The organism is Microbacterium sp. NPDC087665, assembly GCF_044743285.1.
GTDB lineage: Bacteria > Actinomycetota > Actinomycetes > Actinomycetales > Microbacteriaceae > Microbacterium.
The window spans coordinates 17,114-36,147 of sequence record NZ_JBIUWD010000011.1 but is presented as its reverse complement, the minus strand read 5'-3'; the positions used below and the strand labels follow the sequence as shown (position 1 = coordinate 36,147).

General features: G+C 68.7%; 10 protein-coding genes. 1 reads left to right on the top strand and 9 read right to left on the bottom strand.

Annotated features, from left to right (window positions below; translation table 11 throughout):
* Positions 1-24 precede the first annotated feature (24 nt).
* From ACIOSY_RS17620 to ACIOSY_RS17600, 5 genes are all read right to left on the bottom strand, one after another.
* Complete coding sequence (locus tag ACIOSY_RS17620; RefSeq protein ID WP_400855496.1) at positions 25-5,967, bottom strand: Ig-like domain-containing protein; 5,943 nt, start codon at positions 5,965-5,967, stop codon at positions 25-27.
* Positions 5,967-7,094: a serine/threonine-protein kinase gene (locus tag ACIOSY_RS17615; protein ID WP_400855495.1), complete on the bottom strand. Its 1,128-nt coding sequence runs from the start codon at positions 7,092-7,094 to the stop codon at positions 5,967-5,969. Before ACIOSY_RS17615 ends, ACIOSY_RS17620 begins: the two co-directional genes overlap by 1 nt.
* A 108-nt stretch (positions 7,095-7,202) precedes the next feature.
* Positions 7,203-7,772, bottom strand: coding sequence for a DNA-3-methyladenine glycosylase I (locus ACIOSY_RS17610; RefSeq protein WP_400855494.1), 570 nt, complete (start codon positions 7,770-7,772; stop codon positions 7,203-7,205).
* A 104-nt stretch (positions 7,773-7,876) separates the two neighbouring features.
* Positions 7,877-8,923, bottom strand: coding sequence for an NAD(P)-dependent alcohol dehydrogenase (locus ACIOSY_RS17605; RefSeq protein ID WP_400855492.1), 1,047 nt, complete (start codon positions 8,921-8,923; stop codon positions 7,877-7,879).
* Positions 8,924-8,959: 36 nt separating this feature from the next.
* On the bottom strand, positions 8,960-9,181 hold the full coding sequence (locus tag ACIOSY_RS17600) for a hypothetical protein (protein ID WP_400855490.1): 222 nt from the start codon (positions 9,179-9,181) through the stop codon (positions 8,960-8,962).
* A gap of 183 nt (positions 9,182-9,364) precedes the next feature.
* On the opposite strand from ACIOSY_RS17600, the gene ACIOSY_RS17595 reads away from it, so the two are divergent.
* The gene (locus tag ACIOSY_RS17595) at positions 9,365-10,387 is read left to right on the top strand and encodes a hypothetical protein (RefSeq protein ID WP_400855489.1); all 1,023 of its coding nucleotides are present in this window, start codon (positions 9,365-9,367) and stop codon (positions 10,385-10,387) included.
* A gap of 88 nt (positions 10,388-10,475) precedes the next feature.
* Here ACIOSY_RS17595 and ACIOSY_RS17590 read toward each other — a convergent pair whose 3' ends face one another.
* From ACIOSY_RS17590 to ACIOSY_RS17575, 4 genes are all read right to left on the bottom strand, one after another.
* Positions 10,476-12,533: an acyl-CoA dehydrogenase gene (locus ACIOSY_RS17590; protein WP_400855488.1), complete on the bottom strand. Its 2,058-nt coding sequence runs from the start codon at positions 12,531-12,533 to the stop codon at positions 10,476-10,478.
* 34 nt (positions 12,534-12,567) lie between these two features.
* Entirely contained in the window at positions 12,568-13,638 is a 1,071-nt protein-coding gene (locus tag ACIOSY_RS17585) for an HTTM domain-containing protein (protein ID WP_400855487.1), read from the bottom strand.
* Positions 13,635-14,447 (bottom strand): DUF5819 family protein, encoded by an 813-nt coding sequence (locus tag ACIOSY_RS17580; RefSeq protein ID WP_400855486.1) that lies wholly within the window; start codon positions 14,445-14,447, stop codon positions 13,635-13,637. The genes ACIOSY_RS17585 and ACIOSY_RS17580 overlap by 4 nt, the downstream gene beginning before the upstream one ends.
* Before the next feature lie 81 nt (positions 14,448-14,528).
* On the bottom strand, positions 14,529-18,740 hold the full coding sequence (locus ACIOSY_RS17575; protein WP_400855485.1) for a choice-of-anchor G family protein: 4,212 nt from the start codon (positions 18,738-18,740) through the stop codon (positions 14,529-14,531).
* Between the last annotated feature and the right edge of the window lie 294 nt (positions 18,741-19,034).

Genomic DNA, 19,034 nt, shown 5'->3' with positions numbered 1-19,034 from the left:
AGGGCAACCGTATTCGTCGAGGGATCAGGGACAGACAGATGCCACGCGGTGCGTGATCGGGTTGAGCTGGGAGTAGGCGCCGTTCCACTTGAGGGTGACGTCGAACGCGCCGGGGGCCTCTGCAACGGGGGCGGGGGTGACGGTGAGCGGGTCGTACGAGCCGCGAGCCGCGTTCGAGACGGTCACGACGTCGGCAGGGTTCGCCGGCAGGCACGCACGGAACTCGACGTTGACGATCGTGGGGGCCGTCTCGGCCGAGACCGGTACCGCCGCCGAGCAGTAGACGGTCACCGTCGAGTGGCACGCCCTGGCGTTCACCTGGCCCGGCGACGCGTTCTCATCCAACGAGAAGCTCTGCTTCCACCCGCCGTACATCTCGTACTGCGGAGAGAATCCGTCCTTGACCGTGATCGACGGACCCGACTCGAGCGGGTAGGAGTAGCGCGCGCCGTTGTTGTCCGGCGCCTTCTTCACCCGGTAGCTGGCGTTGCCGGCGGGAGCGTCGACCGAGGTGAAGGTGAACACCTGTTTCGGCGATGTCTCGGACACGCCGTAGCCGTTCGAGGCGCACGCCTTGACGTTGTACATCTGATACTCGACGAGGCCGGTGAGCGACGGTGACGCCGACTGCGCCTCGGCGCCCGACACGATCAGCCCGCCGTTGCCGTCGGCGGAGCACGATGCCGTGCCCGACCGCCAGGCGACGTAGACGACGTTCACGCCCAGGGCGCTGCCGTTGGCCTGAGCGGCGCCGGCACCCGGAGACGTCACACTGATCGAGGTATTGGAGGAAGCGCCCGCGTCGGTGCCGGCCGGGTCGAAGTACACCGTGCCGGCGGCGGTCACCGAGACCGGGAACGCACCGCCCTCATTGCCCGTGTTGCCCGTGGGCGGCTGGAACTGGCTGATCGGCACGATCGTCAGGGTCTGGGCACCGGGGGTGAGGGTGAGCTCGGTGGAGGTCGTGTCGCCCGTGCGGTTGATCACGGCACCGGTCTCCTGCACGCGGAACGACCGCGCGTCGGCCGGGGCGTTGATCGCCAACGTGACGACGCCGCGGCCGCGTTCAGTGACGCCCGCACGGTAGATCGGCGTCGCCGAGGCGTTCGACACCACCGGTGCCGCATAGGCCCAGCTGGTGTGCGGCGATGTCGCCACCGACGCACCGACGGCGTTGACAGCGGACGCGGTGAAGACGTGCGGCTCGCCGTTGACGAGGTCGTTCACCGTGCACTGGTAGACACTGGCTCCGGTCGGAACGCACGTGGCGTTCGCCGGTGCGCCGTCTTGCATGATCGTGACGCTGCTCACGGCGGGGTGGGCGCGGCCGGCCTCACCGAGCGGCACTTCGAGCACGACGCTCGTCTGCGTGTAGCCCACGGTCGTGACGCTCGCGGGAGCCTGCGGGAAGCCCTGCAGGTCGAGCGTGAGCGTGCCCGTTCCGGTGCGGTCCTGCGCGTCGGAGACGACGTAGGGGATCACGCACTGACCGCCCGGCGCCTGCCCGCCAGCGGGCCACGTCGCCGTGAGGGCCTTGTCGCCGGACACCGTGACCGACGCGACGTCGCACCGCGCACCGGTTCCCAGCGACACCAGACGCAGGCCCGACCCGGGCTTGCCCGCGAACGGGTCGTACTCGCCGGCGACGTCGATGACATCGATCGTGCAGCTCGCCGTGGTGACGGTGCACTGCTTCGTGAAGGTGGCGCCGCGCGGAGCATCCGGCGGCGCGGCACCGACGACGAGACGAACGGTCGCCGACGGCTGCCCGTACTGCGCGGCCGTCACGCTGACCGTCTCGGCCGTGCCGGCGCGCGCGTCGGCACGCGCCTCGACCAGGAGCTTCGAGCCGGTCTGGGTCACGACGAACGCCGATCCCGAATACTCGGTGCTGAATTCGAGCGAACGGGCGTCGCCCTCGCGTCCGCCCTCCCAGCTCGCCATGTTCGCGTACAGATCGAACTCGGTCGACCCGCCGGGTGCGATCGTGTGGGCGATCGACGAGAGCAGCAGCTGCGGCTCGGCGGGGCGGATGCTGATGGGCACGTCGATGTACGACCACCGCTCCTGCCCCTGCAGCCGCACCGGCACGAGGCAGGTGTCGGACCACGGCGATTCGCGCCCAGCACTGTAAGTCGCGCGGGACGAGCCTTCGGCCACGCAGGTGGCTGCGGCGCGCTGCGCCGTGAAGTCACCCGAACCGACCTCGACCGTGTCGGAGGCGGGCAGATCGACGTAGTCGCCCACGTCGAAGGTGGCCGAAGCATCCTCATCGACGACGACGGGCTTCGCACCCGACTTGATCTGCACCTGCATGTCGTCGAACGCGGGGATGTGCAGGAAGCCGTAGGCGACGACGTCACGACCACCCGAGGCAGAACCGGTGAGCTGGAACGGGACGAGGGCGCCTTCTTCGGGCGCTTGCCCGATGATGCGGTTGCCCTGCACCGAGTAGCCCGGCTGATCGCCCCAGAGGCTGAGCTTCAGCGAGCTCGCGTCGCCCGACGGCCAGCTCACGCGGTCGGTGACCACATCGATGCCGCGGTCGGCGAGGTCGTCACGGTCGCGGGCCGTCAGCACGGTGTCGGCGACGGTCGGCTGATCGGTGACGGCGCCATCGGTCACCGAGACGACGATGAGACCCTGGGCGGTGCTCGCCGTACGGCTCGACGTGACCGTGTAGAAGTAGGAGTTCGTGCCGGCGACGTCGCCCGCACGCAGCACCACGCGGCCGTCGGCGAGCGAGGTGTCGGTGTCGATGAGCGCCTTCAGGCGCTCGTAGAGCGGGTTGCCCGGCACCGGAGGGGCATTGGGCACGAGCTCGGTGATCTCGAGATCGCCCTGGGCCGGATCGAGATCGTTCGCGCGCGGATCGAGCACCACCGGTGTCGACGACCCCGCCTCCACCCGCACGTAGTCGCTGAAGGTGACGGGTGCGGCGTCGTCGAGATCTGCGTCGAGCACGCCGATGCGCACGAGACCGGTGCCCTCTTCACCCTGCGGGTCCCTCACCGTGTAGCGGAAGCTCGCCTGCCCGCCGTCGACCCCGCCGGCGGGGGCACGGTAGACGATCGCGTCGCCGCGCGCAGAGACGGTCGCCGTGCCCGCGCCCTTGCCCGGCTGCTCGATGTCGGTCAGTACGACCCGGTCGCCGTCGCTGTCCATACCGGTCGCGGGCACAGCGAGCGAGACGGTCTGTCCGCTGAGCACACGACCCGTGAGCGTCGTCGGCGTCGGGGCGCGGTTGGTTCCCGGCGGAACGACCGTCACCGTCACCGCACCGTCGTCGGACAGCGCGGGGTTGCGTTCGAGAGACACCGAGTAGGTGAGTCGGTAGGTGCCCGGCGTGCTCGGCGCCAGATAGCGCAGCGCGTTGCCGTCGGCGAAGACCAGCTCGCCGTCTTCACCCGAGCCCGTCACCTCGGGCAGCACCACCAGCGGCTCGCCGCGGGGGGCCACATCGTTCGCGGTCACGTTGATGCGCGTGAGCGATCCCGCACGCACCGTGATGGCGTCGGCGAAGACGATCGGACGCGTCACCGTCGAGGGCGGAGTGAGGAACACGGTCACCGTGCCCTTCACCGCAGCGCCGGAACCGTCGGCCACGGTCACGGTGGCCTTGCCGATCACGCCCGGCTCGCCGTCTTCGGTCGTGCCGTTGACGCGGATGCTCTCGTTGTTGACCGCACGCACGCTCAGCTGAGGCGTCGAGCTGACGGCATCCGACAGCATGAGCACGCGCCCGCTGGTGTTCTGCACAGCGCGCAACACGTCGACCGTCGTGTCTTCGCCCTCGCGCACGAACGCGGTGAGCGGTGCCATCGTGAGCGCCGACGATCCGTCGACGGCGGTGATGCGGATCACGGCCGACTGCTCGGCCTGCGTGGTGACGTCTTGCGCCGTGTAGGTCACGACGTACTGCCCCGGCTCGGCGACGGTCAGTTCGACCTCGCCCGATGCCAGGTTCGGTGCGACCTCGAGCCCCTGCGCCGTCGCGGCGGTCTGCACGGCATCGACGAGACGGTACGAGCCGGAGCCGCCCGAGAGGTGATCGGAGATGCGGATCGACTGGGGTTCCCCCACTCGCGCCGTCAACGCCACCGGCGAGGCCAGCATCGCCGGGCTGCCGGTGACCTGCACGTCGAGGGTCTTCTCGGCCACCGCGCCATGCACGTCTTCGACCACGACGGTCACGGGGATGATGGCGTCCGCCGCGTTCGGGTCGGTGTGGCGGATCGCCACCCGCCCGTCGGCCATCGGAACCACCAGCACGGGGGCGCCGGAGTCGGTCTCGTACGCGTCGGCGAGCACGAAGGGGTCGCCCTCGGGGTCGACCCATCCCGAAAGGGCCGGCACGATCGTGCTTCCGCCGGGGAGCAGCTGCGGCGTCGGCCATTCCTGCTGGCACGCGTCGACGCCGCACCAGACCGGCGCCGAGTTCACGGTCGGGTCGACGACGGTGAGGGTGACCGTGGCGGGCGGCGAGACCGCCGCGCCATCGCTGACGGTGTACGTGAAGCTCGTCTGGCCCGAGGTGGCTGCCACATCGACCACGAGCGATTGCCCGTTGGCCACGAGCGACAGCTCGCCGAACGCCGGATCCGCCAGCCCCGACGACACCGACTCGGCGTCGATCGTGAGCACGTCCTTCTTGTTCGGGTCGTGGTCGTTGAGAAGCACGGGCAGGATCACCTGTTCGCCGGCGCGCACGCCGAACGCATCGTCGACGGCGACGGGCGGCAGCTGCTCCGCCACGTCTTCCACGATGATCGTGCCTTCTTCTTTCTCGGTGTCGTCTTCGATCGCCCACTGCTCGAGCGGGATGAGCACACCGTCGGGTGCCGTCCACAGCAGACCCGTGCTGACTTCGCTGAGCACGGCACGGTCGCCGTTCTCGCGGAAGACGGGTTCGATCGTCGCCGAGTCGAGCGACTCGTCGGGAACCTGCAGCGGCGTCGATTCGCCGTCGACCCAGAGCGTTCCCGCACCGGTGTCGAGCCAGGCGGCGTACGTGTCGTCGCCGACGACGACCGGCGTCGCCGGGACACCGGATGCCTCGGCGATCCGCTCGGATTCTCCCGACGCGAGCGCGACGGAGACCAGGCCGTCGGAGTCCGCCACGACGACGGTGTCACCGTCGGCTGCGCCCTCCTGCAGCGTGGCGGTCTCGGTCACATCGAGCTCGACCGGTTCTTCACGCCCCGAGACCCACAGCTCGCCGGATGCCGGCTGCAGCATCGCCCAGCGGTCGCCGACGACGGTCAGCGCAAGGCCTTCCCCGCCCTCGGGCGCCTCGGCGACGGTCGACCCGTCGCCGAGGAAACGGTGCTCGTCGATGTCGAATCGACGGACGGCGCCCTCTTCGGACGAATACAGCGCCAGGATGCCGGCGGGCGAGAGCCCGATCGCATCGGCCGTGTACGACGGCGGGTCTTCGCCCTCGGCGACCTCGACCTCGGCGAACGGATCGACGAGAGCCGTGCCTGCGCCCGCGTCGAGCGTCGTCACCGACACCTGACCGGTGTCGGTGCGGTACGCCACATACGGGCCGGCCGAGATGATCTCGCGGGTGCCCGCGGGCGTCGGCTCCGAGGCGAGCGGCACGCCTTCGTCTGACGAGTCGGAGAGCAGATTCGCGGGGCTCGCGGGGTTCAGGTCCCAGCGCTGCCGGTTTCCCTGGGCATAGAGCACGGCGGACGAGCCGCTCTGCCACACCGCTTCGGGATCGTCGACGTTGCGCACGGTGTCGATCTCGGCCAGGTCGGTGTTCACGCGGGCGTACTGACCGCTGTCGCGCATGACCCACACCGCGGATTCGAGGCGCGGGACCTCCTGCGACTGGTATCCCTGTGCCGTCACGGCGAGCGTGACCACCACGGCGAGCGCGGCGAAGCCGGATACGGCGGCGATGATGCGGCCGCGCGGGCGGGGGGTCGCATACGCGCGGTCGCGGTCGCCGATGGCCATCAGAGGATCCCGGTGAGGAAGAGGATGCCGGCGCCCGCGCCCGCGATGACCACGGCGCCGATCACGGCACCGATCACCCCGGCGGCGAGCGGCGAACGGGTCGGGCGACGGCTCGGCGTCGGTAGATCGTCACGGTCGCGCGCGGCACCGTGCTGCTTCGACGCGCGCACGGCGCGGCGTGAGTCAGGGGCGACCGTGGTGACGACCGGACCGCGCTGCGCAGCATCCGAGAAGCTCACCGGGGCGGCAGCCGCCCATTCGGCGGAGGCCGCCTCGAAAGCGGTCGGCACGATGCCGAGTTCGTACTGGGCCTGGCGCAGACGATCGGCGAACGCGGCCATGCTCGGGAATCGCCGGGCGGGATCGCGCTCCATGGCCGTCGCGAGGATGCCGTCGATCACCGGGGGCACACCCTCGATCGGGGTGTACTTGGCCTTGACGATGCGCTGCGTCAGCTGATCACGCGTGTTGGATGCCCGGTCGGGGCGCTCGAACGGGCTGCGGCCGGCGAGCAGGGTGTACAGCGTCGCACCGAAGCTCCAGATCTCGCTCGGGATCGACCCCGACACGCGTTCCTGCAGCACCTCCGGCGCGCTCCACGGCACCGACATCGCGATGGTCTCGGGGTCGCCCTCGTCGAGCACCGCCGCGGCGATTCCGAAGTCGGCGAGCACCGGGGTTCCCAACGAGCTGATGAGCACGTTCGACGGCTTGATGTCGCGGTGCAGCAGCCCCGCGCGATGCACCGTCTCGAGGGCGCCGGCGATGCGCACTCCCACATCAAGCACCTCGGCGAAGGGCAGCGGGGCCTTCTTGTAGCGCGCGCTCATCGTGTCGGGGCAGTACTCCATCGCGAAGTACGGACGGCCATCCGACGAGATCGACGCCTGGTAGATCGTGACGATCGACGGGTGCGCGCTCAGGCGGGCCGAGATGTCGGCCTCGACGTTGAACGAGCGCAGTACTTCGGAGTTCACGGCATCCGCCAGCAGCACCTTGACCGCTGCCACGCGCCGCGGCATGTCCTGCTCGTAGAGGAAGACGTCGGCGAATCCGCCGGATCCCAGCGGGCGCACGTAGCTGTAGCCGGAGAGCACGGGAGGCGTGGAGGCAATGCGCTTCGCCACTCGGCCTCCTCCGGGGTGTGATTCGAAGGGGGTCGGGTCGACCGCGCCGCGAATCGCGCACGCAATCTGTTCCCCCGCGCATGAGTATAACCGCGACTCGGAGGGTGCTCAGGCGCGCCAGCATCCTTCGATGTGGTCGTCGACCATTCCGGCCGACTGCATGAGGGCGTACATGGTGGTGGCGCCGACGAAACGGAAGCCCCGCTTGCGCAGCTCTTTGCTCATCGCGGTCGACTCGGGCGTGACCGCCGGCACGTCGGCGAACGACGCCGGACGGGAAGCGGATGCCGGGGGCGCGAACGACCACATCAGCTCGTCGAGCTCTCCCTCGGCCATGCCGCGCACGATCTGCGCGTTGCCGATGGTCGCCAGGATCTTCGCGCGGTTGCGGATGATTCCCGCATCGCCCATGAGCCGCTCGACGTCGTCGTCGCCGAACTCTGCGACGACCTCGGGGTCGAACCCCTCGAACACCTCGCGGAAGCGCGGCCGCTTGCGCAGGATCGTGATCCACGAGAGTCCGGCCTGGAAACCTTCGAGCGCCATCTTCTCGAACAGCGCCCGATCGCCGTGCAGCGCCGTTCCCCACTCCTCATCGTGGTAGCGGCGGTACTCGACGTCGTCACCCACCCAACCGCAGCGGGCGCGTTCGTCAGGACCGGTGATCAGCGAGCTCATGCCGTCAGGCTATCGGCGCCCACCGACACCCGCGGCGGGACGCTTCGACAGGCTCAGGACGTCTGGGTCCCTGAGCCTGTCGAAGGGCCCGCCACGAAGCCGCGTCAGTCGGCGAAGGTCGCCGCGTCGATCACAAAGCGGTAGCGCACATCCGAGGCGAGCACGCGCTCGTAGGCGGCGTTGATGTCGGATGCCGGGATCACCTCGATCTCGGCGGCGATGCCCTTCTCGGCGCAGAAATCGAGCATCTCCTGCGTCTCGCGGATGCCCCCGATGTTCGATCCCGACAGCGACTTGCGACCCCCGATGAGCGAGCCCACGTTCACGGGGAGCGGCTCGGCCGGGAGACCGACGCAGACCATCGCGCCGCCGACATCGAGCATGCCGAGGTAGGCGCGGAGGTCGATCGTCGCGCTCACCGTGTTGAGGATCACATCGAACGAACCGCGCAGCTGCCGGAAGGTCTCCTTGTCGCTCGTCGCGTAGTAGTGGTCGGCGCCGAGACGCAGCCCGTCGTCTTTCTTGCTCAGCGTCTGCGACAGCACGGTCACCTCGGCGCCCAGCGCGTGCGCGATCTGCACGCCCATGTGACCGAGGCCACCGAGCCCGACGACCGCCACGCGCGTGCCCTGCCCGACCTTCGCGCGGCTCAGGGGCGAGTACGTGGTGATACCGGCGCAGAGCAGCGGGGCCGCGACGTCGAGGGCCAGGGCATCCGGAATCCGCACCACGAACGCCTCGGTCACCACGACCTGCTCGGAGTACCCGCCCTGGGTGACCGTGCCGTCGCGATCGGTGCTGCCGTAGGTGAGGATCGCACCCTGCGAGCAGAACTGCTCTTCGCCGCGCTGGCAGTTGCGGCACTCACCGCACGAGTTGACGAGGCATCCGACTCCCACGCGGTCGCCGACCGCGTGCTGGGTGACGTCGGAACCCACCGCGGCGACGGTGCCGGTGATCTCGTGACCCGGAGCGAGCGGGTACTGCTGGGGGCCCCATTCGCCGCGCACCGTGTGGATGTCGGAGTGGCAGATGCCCGCGAAGGCGATGTCGATGAGGATGTCGAGAGGGCCGAGATCACGGCGTTCGATCGTGGTCTTCTCGAGGGGAGCGGCTTCGGACGGGGCGGCATAGGCGTTCACGCGGGTCATGCAGACGACGTTACTCGCGCCGCCTGTCCCCTCTTCTCAGCGTCGCGGTGCGCGTATCGCCAGCGTCAGCAGACGCGCGCCGAAGCTCGTCACGGCCACGCCGACGATCGCGCAGAAGGCCATCGGCGGCCAGGCCCAGATCTCGGTGTTGCGCCAGGGGATCGTGTCGGTGAGCACCCAATCGACGCGGATGCCGACGACCACCACGGCGACGAGGAAGACCGCGCCGAACAGGATCACCCCCACGCAGGCGATCACCCGCTTCGTATGCGACGGCGGCGCGATCGGCGCGTCGTCATCGGGCGTGCCGTCTTCGAGCGACCAGTAGTCGACCTCGCGACGGAAGTGCCGCCAGAGAAAAGCTCATACCCGCGACTATCGCGTCTTCCGCGACCTGCGCCGAGTCGATACGGTGGGCACGAGACTCTGGAGGGAAGTCCCATGCGCCGCTCATCCGTACCCGCACGACTCATCACGATCGCCATCGCACTCGTCCTCACTCCGATCGGGGTCGGGCTGCTGACCGCCGGCGGACGAGCCTGGGTGCTGTCCTTCTTCCGATACGCCCGCACCGACATCGACCTCGGCCAGATCGGCGGGCCACTCCTGCTGCAGGTCTCGGGCATCCTGCTCCTGATCATCGTGGTGCTCACCGGCATTTGGAGTTCTGCCGGCCTGCTCGCCGTCGGTGCGCTCGCGCTGATCCCCCTCGTCTTCGCCGTCTTCCCGGCCGCTCTCATGGGCGTGACCCGGGTGGTGCAGCTCCCCCTCGAAGTGATCGACACGTTCATCTATGGCGTCCCGTTGCTGGTTTTCGCGGTGCTCGGCACGATGGGACTCGTGATCGCGCTGGTGCGACGACGACCCGAGCCGAAGGGTGCCGCGCTCGGTGCCGTCGGCATCGTCCTCGCGCCGATCCTGCTCGCCGGAGGCGCATGGCTGCTGGCCTGGGGACTCGGGCGCGGAACACTCATGTCGTTCCAGCGGTTCGAATTCGATCTGCAGCCGGATGCCGCGGCAGCTGTCGTGGTCGGCATCGCGCTGATCGTCGCCGGCGTGGGCGTGACGCGGTGGTCGCCCTTCGCGCTCGTACTCCCGGCCGTCGCCCTCCTCGTGCTGAGCGTGCTGATCGTGCTGCCCGGCGACCTGATGTCTGTGTTCTTCGGGTTGCCCCGCGAACTCAGCACCCTGCTGTCGACGTTGCTGCTGCTCGGTGCGGGCACGGCATCCGCCCTGATCTACCTCGCCTTCACCGCGGTGCTGCTGCGGGTGCGCGCGCAGGCCAGACTCGCGCCGGTCACGCCCGCGGTCGGGCCGACCGACGGGGACCCGCCGCAGCAGGACCCGATCTACCCGCCGTCTCCGGCGCAGTACTTCCCGGGGACCGGAGTCGGCCCGGGCATGCAGTCGCCGGCCGTGCCGCCCTACCCGCCGGCGCCGGGCGCCGAGGGCTCGCGTTCATAACTCCTCAGAACCACCCGCGATCCGACCCCGGTCAGGCCTGATCAGCACGAATCGGGTCTACTTTGAGGAGTTATGAACGACGCGCCACTCAGCGCTTCTTGGCCTTGAGAGCCTTCTCCTGGATCGGCGCCTCGCCCGATGCGGCGAGCTCGGCGTAGTACGCGCGAGCCTCGTCCTGGCGCACCTTCTCGGCACCCGAGGCGATCGGAGCGCGCACGTGCTCGGGCTCGTAACCGAAGGCGCCCACGAGGTCGAGCGCATACGGACGCAGCCGCGCGCAGAGCCGATCGATGTAGCGCGACACCGCGGCGGCGCGCTGCGTCGACAGGCGGCCGTTGATGAGGTGCCAGGCGAGGTGCTTCTCGATGAGCTGCAGGCCGAAGAGGTCGCGCAGCCAGGTGAGCACCTTCTTGGTGTCTTCGTCGTCGATCGAGCGCACCGCGTCGGTGAATGCCTCCCACTGCAGCAGCTCGCCGTGCGCGCGGGCCGCCTCGATGAGCTCGGCCTGGTTCTCGTTGAACAGGCGAGCGCCGAGTGCCTTGTCCTTGGCACCCGGACGCAGGCGTCCGGCGATGTCGGCGACCATCTGCTGCACGCGGTCGGCGAGCAGCTCGTGCTGCTGCTCTTCGCGCAGGCCGTTCTCGACCGAGCGCGACACCTGACCGAGGTCGGCGACGGCCTGACCGAACTGCCGCAGACCCGCGCCGTGGAAGAGCTTGCCCGCGGTCATGCCGACGGCGAACTTCGCGATGGCCGCGGCATCCTTGCCTTTGAACTGGTTGGCGTAGTCGGTGAGCAGACGCTTGCCGACGAGCTGCAGGAGCACGTTGTTGTCGCCCTCGAAGGTGACGTAGATGTCGAGGTCGGCCCGCAGCCCGACCAGACGGTTCTCGAACATGAATCCGGCACCACCGCAGGCTTCGCGTGCCTCTTGCAGGGTGTCGAGCGCGTGCCAGGTCGACAGCGGCTTGAGCGCCGCCGCGAGGGTCTCGAGGTCTTCGCGGTCGCTCGGGGTGTCGGTGCGACCCGAGAACACCCCATCGAACTTCTGCAGGAACTCGTCGTGGGCGAAGATCTGCGCGTAGGTCGTCGCGAGGCGCGGGAACAGGCGGCGCTGGTGCTTGCCGTAGTCGAGCAGCACGACCTCCTGGCCGTCTGCGCCGTCGAACTGGCGACGCTGGGTCGCGTAGGTGATCGCGATCTGAAGTCCGAGAGCGGATGCCCAGCACGCCGCGCCGTCGAGAGACACGCGGCCCTGCACGAGGGTGCCGAGCATCGTGAAGAACCTGCGGCCGGGGCTGTCGATGGCGCTCGAGTAGGTGCCGTCGGCAGCGACGTCGCCGTACTTGTTGAGCAGGTTGGTGCGGGGCACGCGCACGTGGTCGAAGCTGAGGCGACCGTTGTCGATGCCGTTGAGCCCACCCTTGAGTCCGTCGTCTTCGCGACCGATGCCGGGCAGGTCGTTGCCGTCTTCACCACGCAGCGGCACATAGAAGCAGTGCACGCCGTGGTTGACGCCGTTGGTGATGAGCTGCGCGAACACCGTCGCCGCGACGCCGTGCAGTGCGGCGTTGCCGAGGTACTCCTTCGTCGCCCCGCGGAACGGGGTGTGGATGACGAACTCCTCGGTGTCGGGGTCATAGGTCGCCGTGGTGCCGACGGCCGCGACGTCGGAGCCGTGGCCGATCTCGGTCATCGCGAACGCGCCGGGGATCGAGAGGTCCATCACGCCGGGCAGCCACTTCTCGTGGTGCTCGGCCGTGCCCAGCTGCAGGATCGCCGAGCCGAACAGACCCCACTGCACACCCGACTTGATCTGCAGGCTGGGGTCGGCGACAACCAGCTCTTCGAATCCGGCGATGTTGGCGCCGTTGTTCTCCTCGCCGCCGAGCGACTTCGGGAAGGCGCGGTGCACGGCCTTCTTCTCGACGAGCAGGTGCAGCTGCTCGAGCACGCGCTCGCGGTGCGCGTCTTTGCCGAGGCTGTCGTCGCGCCAGAACGCGGAGTCCTTGATCATCTCGCGCGCCTGCCGCCGGGTGTCACCCCACGTTCCCATCAGGAGGTCGTTGACTCGCGAGACGTCGAACGTCGGGCTCGTGGCCTCGGCGATCGGGCTCTTCGTGGGGCGGACGGCTGCGTCGACCATGAGCGTTCCTCTCAGAGAAGAAGTGGGGTTGCTCTCATGGTAGGACTCCGACAACTTCGGGCGAAGCCGTCTGTTCATCATCTCCAACCTCAGCGCGGGTGGTGCCCTCTCGTCGTTGTCGGTTGCTCACAGTCCCCCGCCTTCGCCACCGCGCGAGCACCCATGTCTGCGCCCGCCGCCAGGTGACGTCGCGCACGAAGATCATGTCGCTGAAGATCATCACCAGCGAGAAGAACGGCAGCGACATCAGGATGCCGATGCTGGCGTGCATGCCGGTGATCGCGATCAGCCCGACGATCCGCGTCCACCTATTAAGGAGAGTCAGCGGGAACAGCAACTGCATGTAGACGCTCATCCACGAGGCGATCAGGATCGCCGGCGTCACCTGCCAGGCGATGTCGTTCAGCCAGGGGATGAGGATGAACTGTTCCAGACGCAGCGGGTAATAGGCGGCGATGCCCTCGGTCCACATCGTCCCCTGCAGCTTCCAGAGCGCACTGGTGATGTAGATGATGCAGAGCTGCGCACCGATCAGGATGACCGCCGTGTTGTTGGCGAGCACCGGAACCCACCGGGGCAGGGTGCGCCCGCGCAGGGCGAGCGGATGCTCCGTCCCGGTGATCCGCCGACGGCGGGCGTCGAGCGACCAGCGCCGCGAGGTGTCGGCGAGCAGCAGGAAGAGGAGCATCACGCGGAAGGTCTGGTAGTGCCCGGTGTTCAACACCAGCGGGTTCGTCGAGGCGTAGCCGAGCCACAGGATCACGAACAACGGCGAGATGATCCGCATCCGCCAACCCAGCAGATAGGCGACGGCCACCGCGAGGAGCACCGCGAGCTTCAGGTAGGTGAGCCAATCGGGATCGCTGCGGGAGAAGAGCAGCGAGATCGGCCAGATGTAGTCGTTCACCCCACTCGGCCGATACTGCGCCTCCCCCCAGCGCGATCCCTCGCCGAACGTATAGGAGTAGTCCGGCAGATAGAGCAGGATGCTGACGATCGTGAGAGCGGCGAACCCGATGCGCATCACGGCGAGACCGTAGGTGGCGTGGCGTCGATCGAGCAGCCACTGCAGAAGAGAGTCCCAGATTCGGGTGACGGCGCTCATCCGGCATCCTCCTCTTCACCCGTCAACGAACCGCTCACGCCCGCCGCGTCGGCCCAGTGCAGGAACGTGCGCGCGAACGCCTCGTTGCTCTGCTGCGACCATTCGAGCGTCGGCCGCCAGCCGAGCTGCGTATAAGAGGAGTCCGGCCGCACGGCATCCGGATCGAACCGGTCCTCCCACCGGATCACCGGACTGTAGACCGACCGGGTCTGCACGGCGAGGATCTCGCCGTCGTCCGACCACAGCGCCTGCGCCGCCTGAGTCGCATACGAGACGGTGTAGTTCGTGGCGCGGATGAACGCACGAACGTCGACGGGGTTCGCGCCCTCGGCGGCGAGGAGCGATTCGTTCAGGGCGGCGAGGTCACCCGAGTCGTGGAAGTTCTTCTCCGCGATCTGCTTCTGCTCGGACGTGAGCTTTCCGTACGCGGTCATCAACTGCTCGGCACCGATCACCGTGAGCTGCTTGCGCAGCACCCGCCGATACGGCTCGGCCAGTTCGATGGCCGTGACATCGACCCACTTCGTCTCCACCCGGTCGCCCTCCGGCGTCTGCACCCAGGCACGCACCCAGAGATTGCGATCGGAGCTGGCCGGATCCGGGGCGAAGATCCGGTAGTCCTGCACGAAGTACGGGCGGATGTACGCATCCGCCGTGTGCCCAGGCAAGGCCCCGTACTTCACGTCGGACGACGGCACGTTGTAGACGGCGGTGAGAGCGATATGCGTTGCGGCGAGGAGCAGCGCCATGGCACTGGCGGCCTTCGCCGCCGTCGGAATCGGCTTGGCCTTCATCGACGTCGTGGTCATCTGCGTCCTCTGCTCGAGCCGGTGGCGGAGACGTGCGGTGGCACCCGGGGCGGGGGCCCCGGGTACCACCGTGTCGACGGTCTACGTCTTCGACGTCACCGTCGCCCGCCTCCGTTGCGACCCTGCGGCGAGCGCGGCCCCGATCAGGAGCAGCATCGCGCCCCAGGCGAGGTACGGTCCCGGATCACCACCCGTCGTCGCCAGGCCGGCCGGAACCGGAACCACGCGGAACTGGATCGCGATCGACCCGGACTCTGCCCCGGTGAGCGTCACTGTGTGGATGCCGAGATCGACGTTCGCCGGGATCGTCCAGGTGAACGTCACCGTGCCCGCCGCATTCGCGATCTGCGTTCCGAGTGCGACCGGGTCCGACGTCATGACACCTGTCACCACCTCGCCCGGCTGGAACCCGGTGCCCGTCGCCGACTGCATCTGGCCGGGCTCACGAACCGGATAGCGGATCGTGATGCCGAGCTCGGAGCCCGTGTCGGTACCGGTGTCGGTGTTCGTGTCGGTGTCGGTGCCGGGGTCGGTGTCAGTACCTGGGTCGGTTCCCGGGTCGGTATCCGTACCTGGGTCGGTTCCGGGATCGGTGTCCGTACCAGGATCCGTTCCGGGGTCCGTGTCGGTGTCGGTGCCGGGGTCGGTTCCAGGATCCGTGTCGGTGTCCGTACCGGGGTCCGTGTCCGTGCCGGGGTCCGTTCCCGGGTCGGTACCGGGGTCCGTATCCGTACCCGGGTCAGTATCCGTGTCCGTGCCGGGGTCCGTTCCCGGATCAGTATCCGTTCCCGGGTCGGTACCGGGGTCCGTATCCGTACCGGGGTCGGTATCCGTGTCCGTACCAGGATCCGTTCCGGGGTCCGTGTCCGTACCGGGGTCCGTGTCCGTGCCGGGGTCCGTGTCCGTACCGGGGTCCGCACCAGGATCAGTATCCGTGCCGGGGTCGGTGTCGGTGTCCGTACCGGGATCCGTTCCGGGATCAGTGTCCGTACCGGGGTCCGTGTCGGTGTCGGTGCCGGGGTCCGTTCCCGGGTCGGTACCGGGGTCCGTATCCGTACCGGGGTCCGTGTCGGTATCGGTGCCGGGGTCGGTTCCTGGATCCGTGTCGGTGTCCGTACCGGGATCCGTTCCCGGGTCAGTATCCGTGTCGGTGTCCGTACCGGGATCCGTTCCCGGGTCAGTATCCGTGTCCGTACCGGGATCCGTATCCGTACCGGGGTCCGTATCCGTGCCAGGGTCGGTATCCGTGTCCGTACCAGGATCCGTTCCCGGGTCCGTATCCGTACCGGGGTCGGTGTCCGTGTCAGTACCGGGATCCGTTCCGGGATCCGTTCCGGGATCCGTGTCCGTTCCCGGGTCGGTGTCCGTTCCCGGGTCAGTACCGGGGTCCGTATCCGTACCGGGATCCGTCACCGGATCGGTGTCGGTGCCGGCCGCTTCGACGACGAGCGGAGCATCCGCCGTGTTGTCGGTCTCGTCGGTACCGACGACCGTGTAGTCGCCCGGCGCTGCCGTTGCCGGCACGGTGAGGGTCGTCCCCGCGGGGACGTTCCCGTCTTCGTCGGTGGTGACGGTCACGGGCGTGCCGACCGCCGTTCCGCCGGCGTTCTCCAGCTGGAACGTGACCTCGGTGAGGGGCGGCCATGCACCGGAGGTGATGGTGGTGGTGGCCCCCTGCGCCACCGGACTCGTCACCGAGAGCGTCGGAGCCCAGGGCGCGACGAGGAGTTCGTCGTCGCCACTGTTGCCGTCGGGGTCGGTGCCGATGACGGTGTAATCGCCAGCCGGAGCATCGGCCGGAACGGTCAGCGTCGTACCGGCCGGAATCGCGCCGTCAGCATCCGTCGGCACCGTCACGGGTGCGCCGATCGGGTCGCCGTCGGCGTTCTCGAGCTGGAACGTCACCTCGGTCAGAGGCGGCCATCCGCCCGACGTCACGGTGGTCGTCTGCCCCGGCTTCACCGGACCGGATGCGGCCACCGTCGGCGTCCACGGCACTACCACGAGCGATCCCTCGGCGGTCAGCCCGTCATCGGTCTCGCCGACGACGACATAGTCGCCCGGGACGGTCGTCGACGGAACGGCGAGGGTCGTGCCGGTCGGGATGTTGCCCTCGGTATCCGTCGTCACCGACACCGGCGTTCCGAAAGGAGTGCCGTCTTCTTCGGTGAGCTGGAAGGTGACGATGGTCTCGGCAGGCCATCCGCCCGAGGCGATCGTCGTCGTCTGACCGGGCTTCACCGGCCCCGAGGCCGTCACGACCGGAGTACCGGGCACGGCCAGGACCGTTAACGTTCCGGTCGCGGTGTTGCCGAATTCGTCCTCACCGAGCACGCTGTACTCGCCCACCGGAGAGCCGGCGGGCACCGTGAGTGTGGTTCCTGCCGGGATCGCGCCCGAACCGTTCGTCGTCACCATGGCCGGTGAACCGACGGATGCTCCGGACGGAGCCTCCAGTTGGAACGTGACCTCGGCGTTCGCGGGCCACCCGCCCGAGGTGAGCGTCGTGCTCTGCCCGACCTGGATCGGGCCGGTGGCCGACACCGTCGGCGCGTAGGGCTCGACGACCAGGGGCGCCGCGACCGTGTCGCCGCTGCCGGTCGCCGTAACGGTGTAGTTGCCGGCGGGCGCGGTGGGTGGAACCGTGATCGTGGTCCCTGCCGGGAAGTTGCCGCTCGCGTCGGTCGTGACCGCCACCGGGGCACCGACCGCCTCGCCGGACTCGTTCTCGAGCTGCAGCGTGACACCGGTCGTCGCCGGCCAGCCGGCAGAGGTGACGGTGCTGGGTTGCCCGGGTTTCACCGGGCTCGTCGCCGAGATCGTCGGTGCCAGCGCGTTGGGTCCGGCCTGGGCATGGGCGAGCACGATCGTGCCCACACCTCCACCGCCGGCGATCGCGCCGACCGTGAGCACGAACGCCTCCTGACTGTAGATCGGCCCGTTACTCGGTCGCACGTTTCCGCGAAGCGAGACGACACCGTTGAGCAGCGTGACCGCCGGGGCGATCGCAGTGATGATGCCGGTGACGGCGTTCGTGACCGTGGGCACCACGGCGTTCACGACACCGTTCGTGCCGAACAGCGCGTTATTGATCGGTGTGGCCAACGCGCCGAAAAGCGTTCCGAGCGAGATCGGGACATTCAACCCGGCGGCCTTGACCGTGATGGTCGCCGACGCGGTCGGCGGGACCGCGACGATGCTGCCGAGCGTCTGGTTCGGCACCGAGATGATGATTCCGGTTCCCACATCCGGGAATCCGGTGGAGCAGGTGGCCCCCGTGCCGACCAGGCAGACCGTGCCCGAGATGTTCAGGGTCGCCGCATTGAGCGTGGTCGTGAGGGTCGTCCTGACGAGGTTCGGCACCGTGTTCAGCAGCGTGCCGACGCGCGTGATCAGGTTCGTGAGCACCGGCGCCGACAGCACCTCCTCGTTCACGTTGAGGCTGTTGAGTCCGCGGTTGGTGGTGTTCGTCAGCAGCGCGTCGAGGTTCGCCGACACCACACCCGTGCGCAGGTTGACGGTGACGATTCCGTCGCCGAGGGGAGTGTCCAGGAGCGTGTTGAGTGCCTGGTTCACCTGCGTCTGGATCGTGATGTCGAGATTGGGGTTGCCGACGATCGGGGCGAGAAGCGTGTTGAGGCTGGCGAGTGCGCCGGCGAGAAGGCCGTTCGGCCCGGTGAGGGTCCCGACCGCCGCATCGACGGTAGCGGCGACTCCCCCGGCGCCGGTCAAGGTGTTCGTCAACCCTGCGACGGCGGGAAGCTGCAGGCTGAGGTTTCCTCCGGCGACGTTGTAGTCGCGCGCCACCGATCCGTCGGCCGCGAGGGCGACCTCGGCGCTGATCGCGCTGAGGGTCACGTCGAGGTCTGCGACGACGCCGGTCACGGTCGAGCCGAGCAGCCCCTGAAGGTTCAACGACGCGTTCGAGGGGTAGGTGCCGGTTCCTGTGGTGTCGATGATGCCGTTGTCGCTCACGGCTCCGGCCGCCGCACGCGAGGTGCCCGCGTTGGTCGACTGCGAGTACTGGTTCACCGCCCCGAGCGAGAGGAAGTTCGAGAGCGGAACGCTGAGACCGCTCGGGATGCCGAGACTCAGCGCGTTCAACGCGGTGAGGTTCAGCGAGCCCGTCGACGTGTGCGGTGACGGATCGACGCCGTCGTGGGTGGTCTGCACCCCCCGAAGCGCCACGACGCTGTCGAGCGAGACGCCTCCCAGCAGCAGACTGCCGCTCAGGAACCGTGAACTGGACGCGGATTCATCGCCCGGTGCGGCCGTGGCAACGGCCGGCACCATCACGCTTCCGACGACCACTGCGGTGACCGCGGCGATCGCTACGACCCTGCTTTTCCGCAGAGTCGTCCTCTCCGTACTGAACATTTGCCCTCCCGTGATCTGGACTAGGTCCGTCATCACTAGGCCCCCCCAGGAATCGGCAACGTTGCCGACCGAGCGCAAGTAGAAGATGTTCTACGGCAGACTCACAGGAATGTCTAGGCCTTCCGGATATGTCGAAACCGGAATATGGCGCAGAACGAACACACCGTTCGCCGTCTGTCATCGGCATGGAGGCGCGTCGGCGCTCGGATT